The following is a 16,352-nucleotide window of genomic DNA, read 5'->3' on the forward strand; positions in this document are numbered from 1 at the left end:
GTCCGCGGGGTCGTGCGACAACGGACCCGACAACGGACCGTGCGACAACGGACCGTGCGACAACGGGTAGGGCGCCGCGGTGGGGAAACTCACTGCCTGGCCTTGCGGGACCGTGGGACAATGGAAGGTGATGGCTTCCTCTCCTCGTAACCCCGGCTCTGAATCCCGCGACAACGGCAAGGCTCCCGCGCAGCCGCCGCGCGGCGTCGTCGTGCGCGAAAAGACGGCAGGCAACACCCATGGCGAGGCCGTGGCGAAGGTGGCCATGACCGAGGACCGGCCCCAGGTCAGGCCCGCGGCCGAAGGCTGGGAGCAGGCCCGCACCACCGAGGGGCGTCCGGTCCTGCAGTTCGCTTCGCCGCGCGTGAAGCAGCCCCCGCAGCACCTGGCGGACATGACCCTGGACGAGCGCGCCGCCAAGCTCAAGGAGCTCGGCCTGCCCGCTTTCCGCGCCAAGCAGCTCTCCACGCATTACTTCCAGCACTGGACCACGGACCCCGAGCAGATGAGCGATCTGCCCAAGGCCGGCCGTGAGGAACTGGTCGAGGCCATGTTCCCGCCGCTGCTCACCCAGGTCCGCCGCCTCCGCACGGATGACGGCAACACCATCAAGTTCCTTTGGCGGCTGTTCGACGGCGCGCTGGTCGAGTCGGTGCTCATGCGTTACCCCGGCCGCATCACGCTGTGTGTCTCCTCGCAGGCGGGCTGCGGCATGAACTGCCCGTTCTGCGCCACCGGCCAGGCCGGCCTGACCCGCAACATGTCGACGGCGGAGATCGTGGACCAGGTCGTGGCCGCCAACCGGGCCATCGCCGCGGGAGAGCTGGGCGAGAAGGAACACGACGACGAGCGCGTCACCAACATCGTCTTCATGGGCATGGGCGAGCCGCTGGCCAACTACAAGCGCGTGATGGCCGCCGTGCACCGCTTCGTGGACCCCTCGCCGCAGGGCCTGGGCATGAGCGCCCGCAACATCACCGTCTCCACCGTGGGCCTGGTCCCGGCGATCCGCAAGCTCGCGGACGAGGACGTCCCCGTGACGTTCGCACTGTCCTTGCACGCCCCGGACGACGAGCTGCGGGATGAGCTGATCCCGGTCAACAACCGCTGGAACGTGGACGAGGCGATCGACGCCGCGTACGACTACTTCCGCAAGACCGGCCGCCGTGTGAGCATCGAGTACGCGCTCATCAAGGACATGAACGACCACGCCTGGCGCGCCGCGCTCCTGGCCAAGAAGCTGAACCGGCGCGGCCGGGGCTGGGTGCACGTGAACCCGATCCCGCTGAACCCCACCCCGGGTTCCATCTGGACCGCCTCCGAGCCGGAGATCCAGGACCTCTTCGTCACCACGCTCCGCGAGGCGGGCGTGCCCACCACGCTGCGGGACACTCGCGGCAAGGAGATCGACGGCGCCTGCGGGCAGCTCGCCGCTGCGGAGTAAGCGGCACGTGACTCACGGCGGCGTACTGGACGGGACCCCCGACGACGGCCGGCAGGCCGCCGGGGGTCGGGCACGTTCCGTAGCCCTCTTCTTCCGGGAGATGCTGTTCAGCATCGGCCCCTCCGGGCGCGATCATCATCCGGCCGCCCGGGTGGCGCTCGGGCTGTTCCTGCCGCTGCTCCTGCTGGTGCTGACGGGGCGTCTGGACCTGGCCATCTTCGCCAACTTCTCGGCGTTCACGGGGATCTACGGGCGCAATGAACCGCACCGGATGCGGGTGGTGACCCAGGCGCGGGCCGGTCTCCTCATGTTCGGCGTGCTCATGGCCGCCACCCTTCTGGCGCGGCAGAGCCCGGGCGGGACCCTCGACCCCTGGGTCAGCGTGGCCGTGACCACCGGGGTCGCCTGGGCCTGTTCGGTCATCGCCGGGCTGTGGCATCTGCGGCCCGCGGGTTCCCTCTTCTACATCTTCGCCTTCGCCGCCGTGGCGTCCGTCCCGCATCAGCCGCCGCTCTGGGAGGTGGCGCTGACCTCGATCCTCACGATCGCCCTGTGTCTGGGCATCGGGCTGCTGTCGCGCGTCCGTCCGTCCCACCGCACACCGCTGAACTGGAAGGAACTGCGGCGGGTCTGGCGGATCCGGGTGGCGCCGGCGGAACGGCGCATGGTGTGGATCGAATCGGCCGGGTACATCGTGGCGCCGGCCATCGCGGGCACCCTGGCGACCGCGGTGGGTCAGGCTCTCGGATTCGGGCACAACTACTGGGCCATGGTCGCGTCCGTGGTGCCCCTGGTGGGGCATTCCACCCGGCATCGCGTGACCCGGGGCCTCCAGCGTGTGTTCGGCACCGTGGTCGGCCTGGCGGTGCTCGGCGCCATCGTGGCGCTCCGGCCGGAGGTGTGGCAGATGGTGGTGCTCATCGCCCTGTGCCAGTTCGGCGTCGAGCTGCTGATCACCCGGCAGTACTTCCTGGCGCAGGTGCTGGTGACCCCGCTGGCCCTGCTGTCCACCCTGCTGGTGGCACCGGTGGAACCGGGGACGCTGTTCCATGACCGGCTCATCGACACCGTGATCGGCTCGGCGGTGGGCCTGCTCGTGGTCCTCGCTCCGGCACTGTTCCGGCGTCTGGTGGCGTCCCGCCGGGGCTGAGAGCCTGGCTGTAGAGCTTCAAGCTGGCTGAGTCCGCTATGGAACGTGTGAGTCCGCTACATGATGTAGCGGACTCACCACTTGGATAGCGGACTCAGCCGGCTCCGGCGGGACCTAGCCGCCCCGGACCTTGTCGAGGAACAGTTGGGTGCGTTCCTTCAGGCCCTCGATGCGCTGTGCGACGACGGCGGCCGGGTCCGGATTGATCTCATTCTTCGGCGGCTCCACGCGGACGTTCGCGCTGCACAGGAAGTCGGCGCAGATCAGCGTGCCGACGGTGTTGCCATCCCGCCCGGACTGGCCGGCCCGGCGGGCCACCCAGAGGAAGACGTCGTTCTTGGCGTGGACCGCGCGGCAGAGCTCACACAGCACGGAACGGTTCTTCCGGGCGCCGCCTTCGGGGGCCCGGAGGAGGACGGAGGTGACGGTGCCGTCGTCGGCCGGGAAGACGAGGTACCCGCGAAGGGGCATCTTCGGGTCCCGCCAACCGAGGATCTCCAGGTTCTCCCAGTCGAGGGAGTCGAAGTTCTTGGGCAGGTTGAGCCGGGACGCTTCGGAGCGGCTGGCGTTGAGGAAGGAGGAGCGGATTTTCTGCGCGCTGATGGGCTGCATGGTTCTGTCTTTCACGGTGAGTCGGTGGGGAACCGCCGCGAGGGTCGCTCAGAGGGCGCGTCAGGGCACGGAGATGCCCGGGGCCTGAGGGTGAGGGAACCGGCGGTTCAGGGGTGAGACGGGGAGGGCTCCGGTGCGCAGCAGGCCATGACGGCCACCCCGCGATCCGCGGCATGAGGCACGGTGCTGGTGCGCATGCTCAACTCCTCCGCCCGGCCGATCCCGGGACTGTGAAAGTGTCTTTTCCGACTTCACCAGTGTAGCGCGCGCCCGATGACGTGCACTTCGTCACATCGGCGGCGGAGGATTCCCTGCTCAGAGCAATAAGTGATAAAAACTTAACGTATTTGCTTCCGAAATAGCTTAGCCTTGCCTAAGTACCTTTCATTGTTCCCCGAGGAGCCCCCATGTCGTCCGACATCACCCAGCCCAGCCGCCGCACCCTGCTCCGGACGGGAGCCGGCCTGGGCGCTGCCGCCTTGTCCGCCGTCGTCCTCGCGGCGTGCAGCACGGGCCCGACGGGCGGCACGGCCGCAAGCAGCCCTGCAGCGGCCTCCGGTTCCTTCCCGGTCACCATCAAGCACGTGTACGGCGAGACCACGATCAAGGCGCAGCCGCAGCGCGTCGCCACCGTCGCCTGGGTCAACGACGACGTCGCCATCGCGCTCGGCGTGGTCCCCGTCGGCGTTCCCAAGGTCGAGTGGGGCGGCAATGACAAGGGCTCCACTCCCTGGAAGGACGCCGCCCTGGAGAAGCTGGGCGCCTCCTTCGGCACCGCCAAGGCCCCGGCCATGTACTCCGAGGCCGACGGCATCAACTTCACCGAGCTGGCCAAGACCAGCCCGGACGTCATCCTGGCCGCCTACTCGGGCCTGAGCAAGGAGGACTACGACAAGCTCTCCAAGATCGCGCCCGTCGTCGCCTACCCGGAGCTCGCCTGGGGCACCCCCTGGGAGGTCGCCACCACGATGATCGGCAAGGCCCTCGGCAAGGAGACCGAGGCCGACGAGCTCGTCAAGAACGTCGAGCAGCAGATCAAGGACAAGGCCGCCGCCCACCCGGCGATCGCCGGCAAGTCCTTCATCTACGGCAACCTGGAGCCCGCCAAGGGCGACGGCGTGAACGTCTACACCGCGAACGACAACCGCCCGCGCTTCCTCTCCGCGATCGGCATGACCCTGGCGCCCGTGGTGGCGGACAAGAGCAAGGGCAGCAAGGAGTTCTTCCTGCCCTGGTCCGCGGAGAAGGCGAACGAGCTCGCCAGCGACGTCTTCGTCACCTGGGTCCCGGATGCCAAGACCACGGACGCCATCAAGAAGGACCCGCTGCTCGGCCAGATCCCGGCCATCAAGAAGGGCGCCTTCGTGGCGTTCGAGGACAAGACGGTCACCCTGGCCACCTCCGCGGCCTCCCCGCTGAGCCTCCCGTGGGCCCTGGACACCACGCTGGACCAGATCGCGGCCGCGGCAGAGAAGGCCGGCAAGTAGTCCATGTCCCTCGTGGAGCAGCGGAGCAGCCCCGGCGGGACGGCGGCCGGCGCGCGGAAGGTCCTTCCTTCCGTGCGCCGGCCACTGACCGCTGCCCCGGGAAGGGGCGCCGGCATTCGACGCCGGTTCGGTCTCCTGCTGCTCCTCGCCGGCGTGCTGCTGGTGGCGCTCTTCGCGTCGCTCTCCGTCGGCGCCCGCGCCATCCCGCTTCCTGAGGTCCTCGGCACCCTGGGGCACGTGTTCACGGGCACGACGGATGCGGCGTCCTCCGCCAACGGTGACGAGGCCGTGATCCTCTCCCGGCTTCCGCGCACCGTGCTCGCCGTGCTGGCGGGTGCGGCACTCGGTCTGGCCGGCGTCGTCATGCAGGGCGTGACCCGCAATCCGCTCGCGGATCCCGGGATACTCGGGATCAACGCCGGCGCGGCCTGTGCCGTGGTGTTCGGCATTCAGTTCCTCGGCCTGTCCAGCGTCGGGGCGTACCTGTGGGTGGCCTTCCTCGGCGCCGCCGTGGCGATGGTGCTGGTCTACGTGCTCGCCAGTCTGGCGGCCCGCGCGCAGGGCGGCTCGGGACCCACCCCGCTGTCCCTGGCCCTGGCCGGAGCGGCCCTGTCCGCCGGGCTGTATTCGCTCATCAGCATGGCGCTCGTGACGCGGCAGGACACGCTGGACCGCTTCCGCTTCTGGCAGCTGGGCAGCGTCGCCGCCCGGGAATGGGATGCCCTGCTCCCGGCGGTGCCCTTCCTGGTGGTGGGCGGCCTGCTGGCCTTCGCGCTCGCCCGGCCGCTCGACGCCCTGGCCATGGGCGACGACGCCGCCCGGGGCCTCGGCCAGAAGGTCGGCCTGACGCGGGTGGTCGCCGGCGTCGCGGTCATGCTGCTCTGCGGCTCGGCGACCGGCATCGCGGGCCCGATCGGCTTCGTCGGCCTGGTGGTCCCGCACGCGCTGCGTCCTTTCACGGGTCCGGACCACCGCTGGCTGCTGGCCGCCACGGTGCTCGCCGCTCCGGCGCTGGTTCTGGTGGCGGACATCGTGGGCCGCGTCGTCATGCTGCCGGGCGAGATCCCCGCCGGCGTGCTCACGGCCCTGATCGGCGCCCCGGTCTTCATCCTGCTGCTGCGCAAGGGCAAGGGGGTCGGGGTATGAGCCGCACGATGACCGATCCGCAGGAGACCGCTTCGATGCCCGTTCCGAGCACCACCCCCGGCGCCGCGCCGGCTGGCTCCGCGCCTGCCGAGACCGCGCCGGCCGTCGCCGGCCGTCGCCGTCGGAAGTGGGTCCGCCCGCTGACCCTGGTGCTGGCGGTCCTCGTTCCGCTCCTGGTCCTCGGGTACATCCTGCTGGGCAGCTACACCGTGACCATCCCGGATCTGCTGACGATCATCAGCAGGAATCTCCAGGGCGAACCGGGCATCCCCGGAGCGAGCTTCATCGTGCTGGAGAACAAGATCCCGCGCGCCGTGCTGGGCGCTCTCGCCGGCACCGCTTTCGGGCTCTCCGGTGCGACGTTCCAGACCATGCTGCGCAATCCGCTGGCCAGCCCCGACGTCATCGGTGTGAGCTCCGGGGCGAGTGCCAGTGCCGTGACGGCGATCGTCCTCTTCGGCGCGAGTGGCGTGGCCGTCTCCGCCGCAGCGCTCGTCGGCGCGCTCGCCGTCGCGCTCCTGATCCATCTGCTCTCCCGGGGAAGCCTCGGCGGCGGGAACGCCGGATTGCGGCTCATCCTGGCAGGCATCGGGATCGGCGCCGCGCTCCAGGCGGTGGTCCAGTTCCTCATGGCCCGGGCTGACATCAAGACCGCCTCGGAGGCGCTGCTCTGGATCTCCGGATCCCTCAACCCCGCCTCGGGGGAGCGCATCACCGTGCTGGGGCTGGCCATGATGGTGCTCATTCCGGCGCTGATGTGGCTCTCCCGGCCGCTGCGGGCTCTGGAACTCGGAGACGACCTCGCCGCGGGCCTGGGCGTGAACGTCCCCCGGGCGCGGCTCGGTCTGCTCCTGGTGGCCGTGGCGCTCGCCGCGTTCGCCACGGCCGGCGCCGGCCCGCTGGCCTTCGTCGCGTTCCTGGCCCTGCCGCTGGCGCGCCAGATCGATCCGCACGCGGGTCTTCCGGCCGCCGCGCTGAGCGGTGCCGCGGTCGTCGTGCTGGCCGACTTCGTGGGCGCCAATGTGGCGCCGCTGCTCCTGGGCGGCTCCGTGCTCCCCGTGGGCATCGTGACGGGTGCCCTCGGCGCCCCGTTCCTCCTCTGGCTCCTCGTGGTCCCGGCAGGCCGCACCGGAAGAAAGGTGGCGTGATGCCACAGCTCGACGCCCGCAACATCACCCTCCAGTATCAGGACCGCGCGATCGTGGAGGATCTCTCCCTCACGCTGCCCGAGGGCCGGATCACCATGATCGTGGGGGCCAACGCGTGCGGGAAATCCACTCTGCTGCGCGGACTGTCCCGGCTCCTGAAACCCGCGCGGGGCGTGGTCAGCCTGGACGGCAAGGACATCCACACCCGGCCCGCCCGCGACCTGGCCCGGGAGCTGGGCCTGCTGCCGCAGCACCCCCTGGCGCCGGACGCCATCACGGTCCGGGAGCTGGTGGGCCGTGGCCGCTACCCGCACCAGGGCTTCTTCCGGAGCGCCAGCGCGGACGACGACGCCGCAGTCCATCAGGCGCTCGAGGTCACAGGCACGCTGGAGCTGGCCGAGCGTCCCGTGAGCGAGCTGTCCGGCGGCCAGCGGCAGCGGGTCTGGATCGCGATGGCCCTGGCCCAGGAGACGGACGTGCTCCTGCTGGACGAGCCCACCACCTATCTGGACCTGGCCCATCAGGTGGAGGTCCTGGACGTGGTCACGGAGCTGAACCAGCGCCGGGGTACCACGGTGGCGATCGTGCTCCACGACCTCAATCTCGCCGCACGTTACGCTCATTACGTGGTGGCCATGAAGGAGGGGCGGATCGTGGCACAGGGTCCGTCCCAGGAAGTATTCACCCAGGACCTCGTGTCCGAGGTGTTCGGCCTGGAATCCCAGGTCCTGCTCGACCCCGTCTCCGGGACGCCCTTGATCGTCCCCATCGGCAGACACCACAGCACCCGACGCGAGGAGGCCCACGCATGAGTGGAACGTCCGTGACGGCAGGCACCGCCGCCGTCGAACCCATGGCCATCGCATTCCCCGTGCAGGTGACGGCGGTCCGGGATCTGGGCGCCAATTACCGCCGGATCACGTTCGGCGGGTACAGCCTGCGTCAGTTCGGCGTGCACGGCGATCTGCTGGACACCCGCATCAAGGTGATCATCCCGCCGCGGATTCCCGGCGGCTGGGCCGAGCTGCCGGTGCTCGACGCGCAGGATGAGGGCTGGTACCAGCAGTGGCTGGCGCTGCCGGAGGATGAGCGCGGCTCCATGCGCACCTACTCGGTGCGGCAGGCCCGTCTCGACGCGGCCTACCCGGAGATCGATGTGGACTTCGTGCTGCACGGCGTGGACGGCGACGGCGACGCGGGTCCCGCAGCGACGTGGGCCGCACAGGCGACGGCGGGCCAGAAGCTGCTGGTCATCGGCCCGAACAACCGGGCGGCGCACTGCATCACGGCCCAGACCTACGGCGGCATCGAGTGGCGACCGGGCCTGGCCCAGCGGGTCCTCCTGGCCGGCGACGAGACCGCCGTTCCCGCCATCTGCGCCATTCTGGAGACGCTCCCGGCCTACATGAGCGGTCACGCCTTCCTGGAGGTTCCGGAGTCCGGCGACTTCCAGGATGTGCACACCGCGGCGGACGTCGAGATCACCTGGCTGGCGCGCGGCGCCGCGCTGGGCCGTTCCCGTCCTCATGGCGAGGTCCTGCAGGAGGCCGTGCGCCGTGCCGTCCCGCTTCCCGGGCACACGCGATTGGGAGCCGAGCCCGGCGCCGTCGAAGGAGTGGGGCCGGAACCGGCGGAGATCGACGTCGACGCCCAGATCCTGTGGGACACCCCGCAGCTGCTGGATGTGGCGGCGGTCAAGGCGACCCGTGTCCCGGAGGCGCCTGCGGGTGCGCTGCCGTTCTACGCCTGGGTGGCGGGCGAGGCCGGCGTCGTGAAGGAGATCCGCCGCTATCTGGTGCGCGACGTCGGCGTGGACCGCAAGCAGGTCGCCTTCATGGGCTACTGGCGTCACGGCCGCGTCCTGGACTGAGGGCCCCTTCCTCTGCTGAAACAGTGAGTTTCCGTCGAAACAGTGCGTTGTGCTCGCTGTTTCGACGGAAGCTCACTGTTTCGGCGCGGTCAGGCCGTTTGGGTGGGATCGCCCGGCGACCCTGAGTTCACCCTCCCGTTCCGTGGCCTTTCCGTCCCCGTCGCCCGGCGTCCCTAAGCTGGCGCTGTGGCCGAGCAGAACGGGGTGCGACGGTACCTCGCCCTGGGGGACTCCTTCACCGAGGGCGTGGGTGACCGGCATCCCCTGATGCCCAATGGGGTGCGAGGCTGGGCCGACCGGGTGGCGGAACGCCTGGCCAAGGCGGAACCGGGCTGGGAGTACGCCAATCTGGCGATCCGCAGCAAGCGACTCCGTCACATCATCGACGAGCAGCTGGAATCCGCGCTCGCCATGAACCCCACCCTGATCAGCCTCTATGCGGGCGGCAACGACATCCTCGACCTCGGCACGGACATGGATCGCCTCATGGAGGAGTACCGGGAACTGGTGGCGGCCCTGGCCTCGACGGGCGCCCGGCTGATCCTCTTCACGGGCTACGACGTCAAGGTCTCCGCCCTCCTGGAACCTCTGAAGAAGCGCAACACCTATTACAACGAGCGCGTCCGGGAGATCGCCGCCGAGCACGATGCGGTCCTGGTGGACTACTGGTGCTTCGACGCCTACAGCGACCCCCGGATGTGGGACACGGACCGGCTCCACATGTCCAAGGCCGGGCACAAGTACCTGGCCGCCCGCGTCCTGGAGCAGCTCGGCGTTCCGCACCGCATCAAGGAGAAGGACTGGTCTCCGCCCACCCGGAGAGGATTCCGGGAGTGGGAAGCCGCTCAGCGCCGCTGGGTGCACGACTGGGTTCTGCCGCTCTTCGGCCGGAAGCTGCGCGGCGTGACCCTGGGGGACACCCTCGGTCCCCGCTGGCCGGAGCCCGTGAAGGTCCCGCGCAAGGGCGGCCTCCGGAAACTCGCGGAACGCCGCCTGCTGGAAGCCGAGAGGAACGGGGGCCGCCCATGAGCGTCGACCTGAGCGGACGGCTGCGCTTCGTCGCCGTGGGGGATTCGTTCACGGAGGGGGTCGGCGACGCGGCGCCGGGTTTCCCCCACGGCTGCCGTGGCTGGGCGGACCGCGTGGCCCGGGACCTCGCACGCTTCAATCCGCGCACCGAGTATGCGAATCTGGCGGTGCGGGGGCGACGCCTCGACAGGATCGTCGAGGAGCAGGTGGACCAGGCGCTGACCCTGAACGCCACGCTGGTCAGCTTCTACGCGGGCGGGAACGACCTGCTCATGGCCCGCCTGGATCTGGCCACTCTTCTGGACCGGTTGGAACGGGCCGTGCTGACCCTCCGGGAGTCCGGTGCTCAGGTCCTCCTGTTCACCGGATACAACGTGCCGCTCTCGCCGCTGCTGGAACCCCTCAAGCTGCGCAACGCCGCGTACAACACGCGGATCCGCCGGATCGCGCGGGAGCTGGAGTGCCCCCTGGTCGATTACTGGTGCTTCGAGCGCTTCCAGGACCGTGCGCTCTGGGCTCCGGACCGTCTCCACATGTCGACGGAAGGTCACCGTTACATGGCGGCCAAAGTCCTGGAGGTTCTCGGGGTGCCGCGCCTGACGGCGGCGGGGGACGCGCCGTCGTCGTCGGCTGAGGCGCGGCCGACTCTGGCGCGCCGCGTGAGGGACGACGCCGCGTGGCTGCGCCGCGACTTCGCGCCGTGGCTCGGGCGCAAGGTCCGGGGAGTGTCCAGCGGCGATGCGCTGGGCCCCCGCTGGCCGGTGCCCGGCCCGGTGGATCCCGTGACGGGGCTAGTCGGCCTCGGGAGGCAGGAGGGCCTCGTAGCCTTCGGCGACCCGGTTCGGCACGAACTCCTCGATGTCGAACTCGGCCACGCCGTTGATGTTGAAGGGATCGCGTTCCACCGCGGTGCGGACCTCGTCGAGGTCCGCCGTGGACAGCAGGATTCCGCCGGTGCGGGGCGATTTGCGGCCGGACGCCACGAACAGCCCGCGTGAATAACACTCGTCCAGCCACTCGAGGTGGGCGGGGATGTGGAACTCGACCACATCGAGCGGGACTTTGTAGCTGAGGGACACCACGATCATGCTTCCAGGGTAGTGGCCTCGTGGCCCCGCCGGACAGGGTGCCGACGGGGCCACGTCACACGGCTTCGCGTGACCGTGTGTCAGCCGTCGATGCTGGTCATCTCGTTGGGGATGTGTTCCAGCTGCGTGCTCCCGGTGACCTTGCGGGTGCCGAGGTCCACGGTGTGCAGGGTGCGGGTGCCCGGCTCGGTGATGTAGGCGGTGGTGCCGCGGACGTGGAGCGTGGGTCGCGGGTCCTGCCAGGTCTCCGATTCGGTCCAGGCTCCCACCACGGGAATGGTGGACGTGATCCTGCCGGTGGCCGGGTCGATCACGCGCAACGCGCCGTCGGTGCCGAGGACCAGCGCCTCGCCGGCCGGTCCGCGGCCCAGGGAGCGGAAGGAGTAGCTGGTTCCCAGGTCCACCAGGCGCATCGTGGCGGTGCGGGTGTCCACCAGGGAGACGCGGGTGGGCCGTTCCAGGGTGGCCTTCTGATCCACCTTGTAGTCGCCCAGGATCACGGGGGACTTCTCGGAGCCGGCCTGGTTTCCCAGGCGACCGTACGAGTCCGGGCTGTGGACCTTGGTGATCTTGCCGCCCCGGTAGATGAGCATCCCGTCCTGGCAGCCGACCACCACGGCTTCCTGCGCGGCGACCGCTTCACCGTGGACGCCGGGGCAGTCGTCGTTCTTCAGGAGTTCCGGCCGGTCCTGGGCGCTGCCGCCCTGCGGGATCGGCCCGAGGATCGTGATGCCTGTGCGGGTCTTCTCGTCGCCGCGGGTCACCAGAAGCTTGCCGTCGGCGAGTTCGACCGCCACGCCGTGATGCGGCTGGGGCGTGGTGTAGACGGTGGTGGCGGGCAAGCCGGTCTTCAGGGCGTCCGAGAGGGTCTTGGGGTCGAAGGACTCGACCTTGCCGGAGCCGTCGCTGAACAGGACCGTCCGTCCGGCGTGCCGCACGACGTGGCCCGCGTGATCGGCTGCGAACGCGCGATCGGTCAGCCGCGGAGTGGAGGTGTAGTGGTGCGAGTGGTCGCCGTGCGGCTCGGACCAGGCTCCGGCGTCGAAGATCCGGAAGGCGTCCCCGGTGGAGACCAGCACGTGGCGGCCGTCCCCGGCGGGGTTGAGGCGGAGGAAGCCGTCGAGCTCGGCGCCGCCCACGGGTTTGAGGGTCTTGGCGTCCAGGACGGTGAGGCCGCCGTCGTGGCTGAGGACCAGTCGCGGGGTGGGCCCGGCGGCTTCGCGCGGCTTCGCGTCCGACGTCGCCGTGGCGGGCGAAGAGGGCGCGGCGGCAGGTGCCGGAGCGCCGCAGCCGGTGAGCAGCAGGCCGACGACGGCGGCCGGTGCGGTGAGCGCCCGCCACGGCTTGGCGCGGCGCGAGTCCGGGCGGGGGTGGGCAGGGGTGTGTTTCATGAGGGTGCGTGTCATTCGTTAAATGATAATGATTCTCATTATCGGTTCAAGTCGGAGGGGATTCGTGACGTGGGCGCGCGCTCGTCATGAGGTGCTCCGGAGCGGTTTCTCATCTGAAACGCGGTGTCGATGAGGCATCATGATCCTGGATGGGCCGGTGGCGCCTTTCAGGAAGGTTCGATCGATGGAACCACGTGACACTTCCGCTCGGCGGAAGCCCGGCATCAGGCGGGAGCGCAACTACATCGCTCTTGTGGGGGCGATCATCTTGCTGATGGTGGGACTCCCCGCGGTTCTCCTGGCCTTCGTGGCGGTCGTCGAAGACATCGCGGCCGGTCAAGTGAAGGTGGGGGACATCCTCGGCAAGCTCTTCGGTTTGCTGGTGTTCGTGGTGATCGTCGTCAAACTGCTCCAGATGTTCAGAGGGGAGGCGATCCGGCCGGGCACGGTGCCTCAGGCGAGCGGTTCTGATTTCAGGACGATGACGCCCGGATCGCCGGAATATCAGGCCGCACTGGACGATTTCCGTGACCGGCAAGGAGAGGCCCTCGCCGGCTCCGACGCGAGCGGGTTTCTCAGGCGACGGACTGAAGATGAAGCCGAGTCGGACATGGCCGTCTCGGCCGCGGTCTATCGGGTGGGCGTCACGCCGGCCATGTTGAAGCGGCCGCTGTACCTCCAGGGGCCGTATCTGGCGCTGGGTCTGCTGGGATGGGGATGCCTGTTCTCGGCCCTGGTTCTGGTGGCGTGGGCCTCGGAGCCGGGGATCGCCATCGGCGACGCTGCTACAGGTCTCCTCTGTGTGCCGATCTGGTTCCTCGCGATAGGAGGCGCCCCGGGGGTCCTGGGCGGTCAGGGGGCCCCGCGGAACGGCTTCCAGAAGGCGTCGTACCGTGTGATCAGGAAGACCTGGATGAGCCCGGGGTTCACTCAGGCGCTGATCGGGAGCGCGTTGGTCCTTGTGGTCGGAGCGATCGTCGGCCTGATGATGTGGCATCCGCCGACCCGACCTGGTCTGGGCATTGTCGAAGGTCTCCTGGCCTCCTATGTCGTATGGGGCGGCGCCATGGCGCTGTTCATCGCCTTCTGGACCACACGGGGTGCGAGGAAGAAGCAACCCTGAGGCGCGCGGCGTCGGTCCCCCGCACCCGCACACATCCCTCCTGAGCCGCCGCTCCCGCGCGTTCGGCCCGGGACCTTGAAACCCCGCCCTGACCTCGCTCGTCGGTGCACATAGAATCTCCCTATGAAGGAAGTACGGTGGCTCTCGCCTGCCGAGCGTCGCGCCTGGCTGGCGGTGGTGAGCGTGAGCACGCTCCTGCCCGCGGCGCTGGACACGGACCTCAACAACCGAGGCCGTCTCTCACTGTTCGATTACAACGTCCTGGCCATGCTCTCCGAAGCGGACGGACGCTATCTGGCCATGAGCGAACTGGCCGCCCGGACGTCGGCGTCCCTGTCGCGGCTCTCCCATGTGGTGACCAAACTTCAGGGCCGCGGCTGGGTGCAGCGCGAATCGCATCCCGAGGACGCCCGCGTCACCGTGGCGCATCTGACGGACGAGGGTTTCCAGACCCTGACCCGGCTGGCCCCGGAGCACGTCGAAGTGGTGCGCGAGCTGGTGTTCGACGCCCTGGACGAGCAGGACGTGGAAGACCTGGCCCGCGTCGGCGAACGGATCGTGGAACGCCTCAACTGTGACCACTGGATCCTCCGCGAGGGCCGGGAACTCCAGGAAGGCCGCTGAAGGAAGGACCATGACCGACTTCACCACCCGCTATGTGGCACTGGGCGACTCCTTCACGGAAGGCGTCGGCGACGTCGACCCCACCCGCCCGAACGGCGTGCGCGGCTGGGCGGACCGGCTCGCCGGGCTGCTGGCCGAGGACGCGGCCCACGACGGCGGAGTCGGCTATGCGAACCTGGCGATCCGCGGGCGCAAGATGCGCGGGATCCTGGCCGAGCAGATCGAGCCGGCGCTCGCGCTGAAACCCACGCTCGTGAGCATCTACGCCGGGGCCAATGACATCCTCCGGCCGAAGATCGACATCGATGCGCTCCTGGCCGACTATGGACAGACCGTCGCACGGCTGCGGGACTCCGGGGCGCAGGTGCTCCTCTTCACCGGCTTCGACGCCCGCTCTTCCAAGGTCTTCGGGGCCATGCGCGGCCGCACGGCGATCTACAACGAACTGGTGCGCGGCATCGCCGAGGACCATGACGCGACCGTGGTGGATTACTGGCGTTTCTCCGAGTACAACGACTGGCGCCTCTGGGGCGTGGACCGGATGCACATGTCCACCCTGGGCCACCGGAACATGGCCGAGCGCGTGTTCCATCGCCTGTGCGGCGCGCAGAAACCCGGCGCGGAGCCGGGGTCGTTCACGCCGCCGAGTCTGCCGGCCGTGCCGCTCGTCCCGCGGGCCGAGGCGCTCAGGGCCAACGCCGCGTGGACTAGGGACGAAGCCCTGCCGTGGGTCAAGCGCCGCCTGACCGGAACCTCGTCGGGCGATTCGCTGAGCCCCCGCTATCCGCGGCTGATCGACCCTCGCACGCTCGGGGACTGAGCCGCGGACCGCCTTACCGGGCAGGTGCGACGACGGCGCCGCCCGCCGTCGTCGTCCCGGCGAAACGCGCTGATTGGCCTTAATTGACGCGGCCCCGTAGACTTGATAGGCGCTCAGTTGTGTGAAGTGTGCCTGATTGCTCCGGCTTGCAGCGGACCTCGCGGTCAAGCTCGCCGGTAGTTAGGGGCTCAAGTCAGCCATTTCTGTTTCCCGTGCTCATCCTTTCAGGGGTGACGTGCGTGGACGCGACGGCAGCGCCCGGGAAGGAAAACCGTCCCGGTATCACTGAACATCGAGGAGTCGATCATGGCAGCACACTGCCAGGTGACTGGGGCCGAGCCGGGCTTCGGGCACAGCATTTCGCACTCGCACCGCCGCAACAAGCGTCGGTTCGACCCGAACATCCAGAAGAAGCGCTACTGGGTTCCGTCCCTGCGCCGTAACGTGACCCTGCAGGTTTCTGCCAAGGGCATCAAGGTCATCGACCAGCGCGGTATCGACGCTGTTGTCGCCGAGATTCTGGCTCGTGGGGTGAAGCTCTAATGGCAAAGAAGGACAAGGACGTACGTCCGATCATCAAGCTGAAGTCCACTGCGGGCACCGGCTACACCTACGTGACGCGCAAGAACCGTCGTAACGACCCGGACCGCCTGGTCCTGAAGAAGTACGACCCGGTTGTCCGCCAGCACGTTGAATTCCGAGAGGAGCGCTAAACACATGGCTAAGAAGTCCAAGATTGCTCGTAACGAGCAGCGCAAGGTCATCGTTGAGCGCTACGCCGCCAAGCGCCTCGAACTGAAGAAGACCCTGGTCGACCCGAACGCGACCGACGAGGCACGCGAGGAGGCCCGCCTGGGTCTGCAGAAGCTGCCCCGCAACGCTTCCCCCGTCCGCGTCCGCAACCGCGACGCCATCGACGGCCGCCCCCGTGGCACCTTCCAGAAGTTCGGCATCTCCCGTGTCCGCTTCCGCGACATGGCCCACAAGGGCGAGCTGCCGGGCATCACCAAGTCTTCCTGGTAAGACCGTGACCCTCTGAGGGTCGCTCTGCCTGAGACTGAAAGGCCGGTCATCCGCAAGGGTGGCCGGCCTTTCGCGTGCCCGGAGCGGGGCTGGTGCCGGGCCGCCGTCTGTGCCGAGCTCGGGGGGTGCTGCCGACGGCATGGTCTGCAGCCCGCGCTTTCGGCGCGAACCCCCGAACCCGGCGGGAGCATCGAGCGCGACGCCGCGCGGCCGGGTACGCGGAAGGCCCCCACTCGGTGAGTGGGGGCCTTCCGGAAACGAGGGGCTGACGGGAATCGAACCCGCGTCACCTGCTTGGGAAGCAGGTGCTCTACCATTGAGCTACAGCCCCGGAGCCAGGGTCGGACCCTGACAGCACGCCTCAGCTTAGCGTAGCCGCGCGTCCGGTGCGAATCCG

At 69.3% G+C, this 16,352-nt stretch carries 17 protein-coding genes, 1 tRNA gene and 1 pseudogene; 15 read left to right on the plus strand and 4 right to left on the minus strand.

The genetic code is table 11. The features are described 5' to 3' along the window. Positions 1–130: 130 nt before the first annotated feature. On the plus strand, positions 131–1,444 hold the full coding sequence (gene rlmN / locus AB4Y75_RS12540) for a 23S rRNA (adenine(2503)-C(2))-methyltransferase RlmN (protein WP_441436220.1): 1,314 nt from the start codon (positions 131–133) through the stop codon (positions 1,442–1,444). A 7-nt stretch (positions 1,445–1,451) separates the two neighbouring features. Continuing rightward, on the plus strand, positions 1,452–2,594 hold the full coding sequence (locus AB4Y75_RS12545) for an FUSC family protein (RefSeq protein WP_441436221.1): 1,143 nt from the start codon (positions 1,452–1,454) through the stop codon (positions 2,592–2,594). 114 nt (positions 2,595–2,708) lie between these two features. Here AB4Y75_RS12545 and AB4Y75_RS12550 read toward each other — a convergent pair whose 3' ends face one another. Continuing rightward, complete coding sequence (locus AB4Y75_RS12550; RefSeq protein WP_441436222.1) at positions 2,709–3,206, minus strand: FBP domain-containing protein; 498 nt, start codon at positions 3,204–3,206, stop codon at positions 2,709–2,711. A 407-nt stretch (positions 3,207–3,613) separates the two neighbouring features. On the opposite strand from AB4Y75_RS12550, the gene AB4Y75_RS12555 reads away from it, so the two are divergent. The 7 genes and pseudogenes from AB4Y75_RS12555 to AB4Y75_RS12585 form a co-directional block, all read left to right on the plus strand. Further along, the gene (locus AB4Y75_RS12555; protein WP_441436223.1) at positions 3,614–4,693 is read left to right on the plus strand and encodes an ABC transporter substrate-binding protein; all 1,080 of its coding nucleotides are present in this window, start codon (positions 3,614–3,616) and stop codon (positions 4,691–4,693) included. Between the two features lie 3 nt (positions 4,694–4,696). After that, a complete protein-coding gene (locus AB4Y75_RS12560) occupies positions 4,697–5,839 on the plus strand; it encodes a FecCD family ABC transporter permease (protein ID WP_441436224.1) in 1,143 nt (380 codons plus the stop codon). After that, the gene (locus AB4Y75_RS12565; protein ID WP_441436225.1) at positions 5,836–6,987 is read left to right on the plus strand and encodes a FecCD family ABC transporter permease; all 1,152 of its coding nucleotides are present in this window, start codon (positions 5,836–5,838) and stop codon (positions 6,985–6,987) included. Before AB4Y75_RS12560 ends, AB4Y75_RS12565 begins: the two co-directional genes overlap by 4 nt. Then, entirely contained in the window at positions 6,987–7,799 is an 813-nt protein-coding gene (locus tag AB4Y75_RS12570) for an ABC transporter ATP-binding protein (RefSeq protein WP_441436226.1), read from the plus strand. The genes AB4Y75_RS12565 and AB4Y75_RS12570 overlap by 1 nt, the downstream gene beginning before the upstream one ends. Next, positions 7,796–8,857 carry a siderophore-interacting protein gene (locus tag AB4Y75_RS12575; protein ID WP_441436227.1) on the plus strand — a complete coding sequence of 354 codons (1,062 nt, stop codon included), beginning with the start codon at positions 7,796–7,798 and terminating at the stop codon, positions 8,855–8,857. The genes AB4Y75_RS12570 and AB4Y75_RS12575 overlap by 4 nt, the downstream gene beginning before the upstream one ends. 186 nt (positions 8,858–9,043) lie before the next feature. Continuing rightward, positions 9,044–9,886: an SGNH/GDSL hydrolase family protein gene (locus tag AB4Y75_RS12580; RefSeq protein ID WP_441436228.1), complete on the plus strand. Its 843-nt coding sequence runs from the start codon at positions 9,044–9,046 to the stop codon at positions 9,884–9,886. Further along, positions 9,883–10,395: pseudogene (locus tag AB4Y75_RS12585) on the plus strand (SGNH/GDSL hydrolase family protein); the annotation flags it as partial. The gene AB4Y75_RS12580 and the pseudogene AB4Y75_RS12585, both read left to right, overlap by 4 nt. 282 nt (positions 10,396–10,677) lie before the next feature. Here AB4Y75_RS12585 and AB4Y75_RS12590 read toward each other — a convergent pair. Together AB4Y75_RS12590 and aztD are read right to left on the minus strand one after the other, a co-directional pair. Next, the gene (locus tag AB4Y75_RS12590) at positions 10,678–10,974 is read right to left on the minus strand and encodes a YciI family protein (RefSeq protein ID WP_441436229.1); all 297 of its coding nucleotides are present in this window, start codon (positions 10,972–10,974) and stop codon (positions 10,678–10,680) included. 80 nt (positions 10,975–11,054) lie between these two features. Continuing rightward, complete coding sequence (gene aztD / locus AB4Y75_RS12595; RefSeq protein WP_441436230.1) at positions 11,055–12,380, minus strand: zinc metallochaperone AztD; 1,326 nt, start codon at positions 12,378–12,380, stop codon at positions 11,055–11,057. 169 nt (positions 12,381–12,549) lie between these two features. Here aztD and AB4Y75_RS12600 point away from each other — a divergent pair, with 169 nt between their 5' ends. The 6 genes from AB4Y75_RS12600 to rpsN all read left to right on the plus strand — a co-directional run bounded on the left by AB4Y75_RS12600 (position 12,550) and on the right by rpsN (position 15,955). After that, a complete protein-coding gene (locus AB4Y75_RS12600) occupies positions 12,550–13,488 on the plus strand; it encodes a hypothetical protein (protein ID WP_441436231.1) in 939 nt (312 codons plus the stop codon). 123 nt (positions 13,489–13,611) lie between these two features. After that, entirely contained in the window at positions 13,612–14,112 is a 501-nt protein-coding gene (locus AB4Y75_RS12605) for a MarR family winged helix-turn-helix transcriptional regulator (protein ID WP_441436232.1), read from the plus strand. Positions 14,113–14,122: 10 nt separating this feature from the next. Beyond that, positions 14,123–14,932, plus strand: a complete 810-nt coding sequence (locus AB4Y75_RS12610; RefSeq protein ID WP_441436233.1) for an SGNH/GDSL hydrolase family protein — start codon at positions 14,123–14,125, stop codon at positions 14,930–14,932. A 306-nt stretch (positions 14,933–15,238) separates the two neighbouring features. After that, positions 15,239–15,475 (plus strand): 50S ribosomal protein L28, encoded by a 237-nt coding sequence (rpmB, locus tag AB4Y75_RS12615; RefSeq protein WP_066214183.1) that lies wholly within the window; start codon positions 15,239–15,241, stop codon positions 15,473–15,475. Beyond that, positions 15,475–15,645, plus strand: coding sequence for a 50S ribosomal protein L33 (gene rpmG, locus AB4Y75_RS12620; protein ID WP_066213893.1), 171 nt, complete (start codon positions 15,475–15,477; stop codon positions 15,643–15,645). The genes rpmB and rpmG overlap by 1 nt, the downstream gene beginning before the upstream one ends. A gap of 4 nt (positions 15,646–15,649) precedes the next feature. Then, positions 15,650–15,955 carry a 30S ribosomal protein S14 gene (gene rpsN / locus AB4Y75_RS12625; RefSeq protein WP_066213895.1) on the plus strand — a complete coding sequence of 102 codons (306 nt, stop codon included), beginning with the start codon at positions 15,650–15,652 and terminating at the stop codon, positions 15,953–15,955. A gap of 260 nt (positions 15,956–16,215) precedes the next feature. Here rpsN and AB4Y75_RS12630 read toward each other — a convergent pair. Then, positions 16,216–16,286 (minus strand) — tRNA-Gly (locus tag AB4Y75_RS12630). Positions 16,287–16,352: the final 66 nt, after the last annotated feature.

It is taken from the genome of Arthrobacter sp. RAF14 (assembly GCF_052114185.1).
Taxonomy (GTDB): Bacteria; Actinomycetota; Actinomycetes; order Actinomycetales; family Micrococcaceae; genus Arthrobacter_E.

What these genes read in the sequence shown, in the direction of transcription:
- rpmB (WP_066214183.1), top strand. Translation starts at nt 15,239, where the DNA reads ATGGCAGCACACTGCCAGGTGACTGGGGCCGAGCCGGGCTTCGGGCAC.
- rlmN (WP_441436220.1), top strand. Translation starts at nt 131, where the DNA reads ATGGCTTCCTCTCCTCGTAACCCCGGCTCTGAATCCCGCGACAACGGC.
- rpmG (WP_066213893.1), top strand. Translation starts at nt 15,475, where the DNA reads ATGGCAAAGAAGGACAAGGACGTACGTCCGATCATCAAGCTGAAGTCC.
- AB4Y75_RS12590 (WP_441436229.1), bottom strand. Translation starts at nt 10,974, where the DNA reads ATGATCGTGGTGTCCCTCAGCTACAAAGTCCCGCTCGATGTGGTCGAG.
- aztD (WP_441436230.1), bottom strand. Translation starts at nt 12,380, where the DNA reads ATGACACGCACCCTCATGAAACACACCCCTGCCCACCCCCGCCCGGAC.
- AB4Y75_RS12570 (WP_441436226.1), top strand. Translation starts at nt 6,987, where the DNA reads ATGCCACAGCTCGACGCCCGCAACATCACCCTCCAGTATCAGGACCGC.
- AB4Y75_RS12550 (WP_441436222.1), bottom strand. Translation starts at nt 3,206, where the DNA reads ATGCAGCCCATCAGCGCGCAGAAAATCCGCTCCTCCTTCCTCAACGCC.
- AB4Y75_RS12555 (WP_441436223.1), top strand. Translation starts at nt 3,614, where the DNA reads ATGTCGTCCGACATCACCCAGCCCAGCCGCCGCACCCTGCTCCGGACG.
- AB4Y75_RS12600 (WP_441436231.1), top strand. Translation starts at nt 12,550, where the DNA reads ATGGAACCACGTGACACTTCCGCTCGGCGGAAGCCCGGCATCAGGCGG.
- AB4Y75_RS12560 (WP_441436224.1), top strand. Translation starts at nt 4,697, where the DNA reads ATGTCCCTCGTGGAGCAGCGGAGCAGCCCCGGCGGGACGGCGGCCGGC.
- AB4Y75_RS12605 (WP_441436232.1), top strand. Translation starts at nt 13,612, where the DNA reads ATGAAGGAAGTACGGTGGCTCTCGCCTGCCGAGCGTCGCGCCTGGCTG.
- rpsN (WP_066213895.1), top strand. Translation starts at nt 15,650, where the DNA reads ATGGCTAAGAAGTCCAAGATTGCTCGTAACGAGCAGCGCAAGGTCATC.
- AB4Y75_RS12610 (WP_441436233.1), top strand. Translation starts at nt 14,123, where the DNA reads ATGACCGACTTCACCACCCGCTATGTGGCACTGGGCGACTCCTTCACG.
- AB4Y75_RS12575 (WP_441436227.1), top strand. Translation starts at nt 7,796, where the DNA reads ATGAGTGGAACGTCCGTGACGGCAGGCACCGCCGCCGTCGAACCCATG.
- AB4Y75_RS12565 (WP_441436225.1), top strand. Translation starts at nt 5,836, where the DNA reads ATGAGCCGCACGATGACCGATCCGCAGGAGACCGCTTCGATGCCCGTT.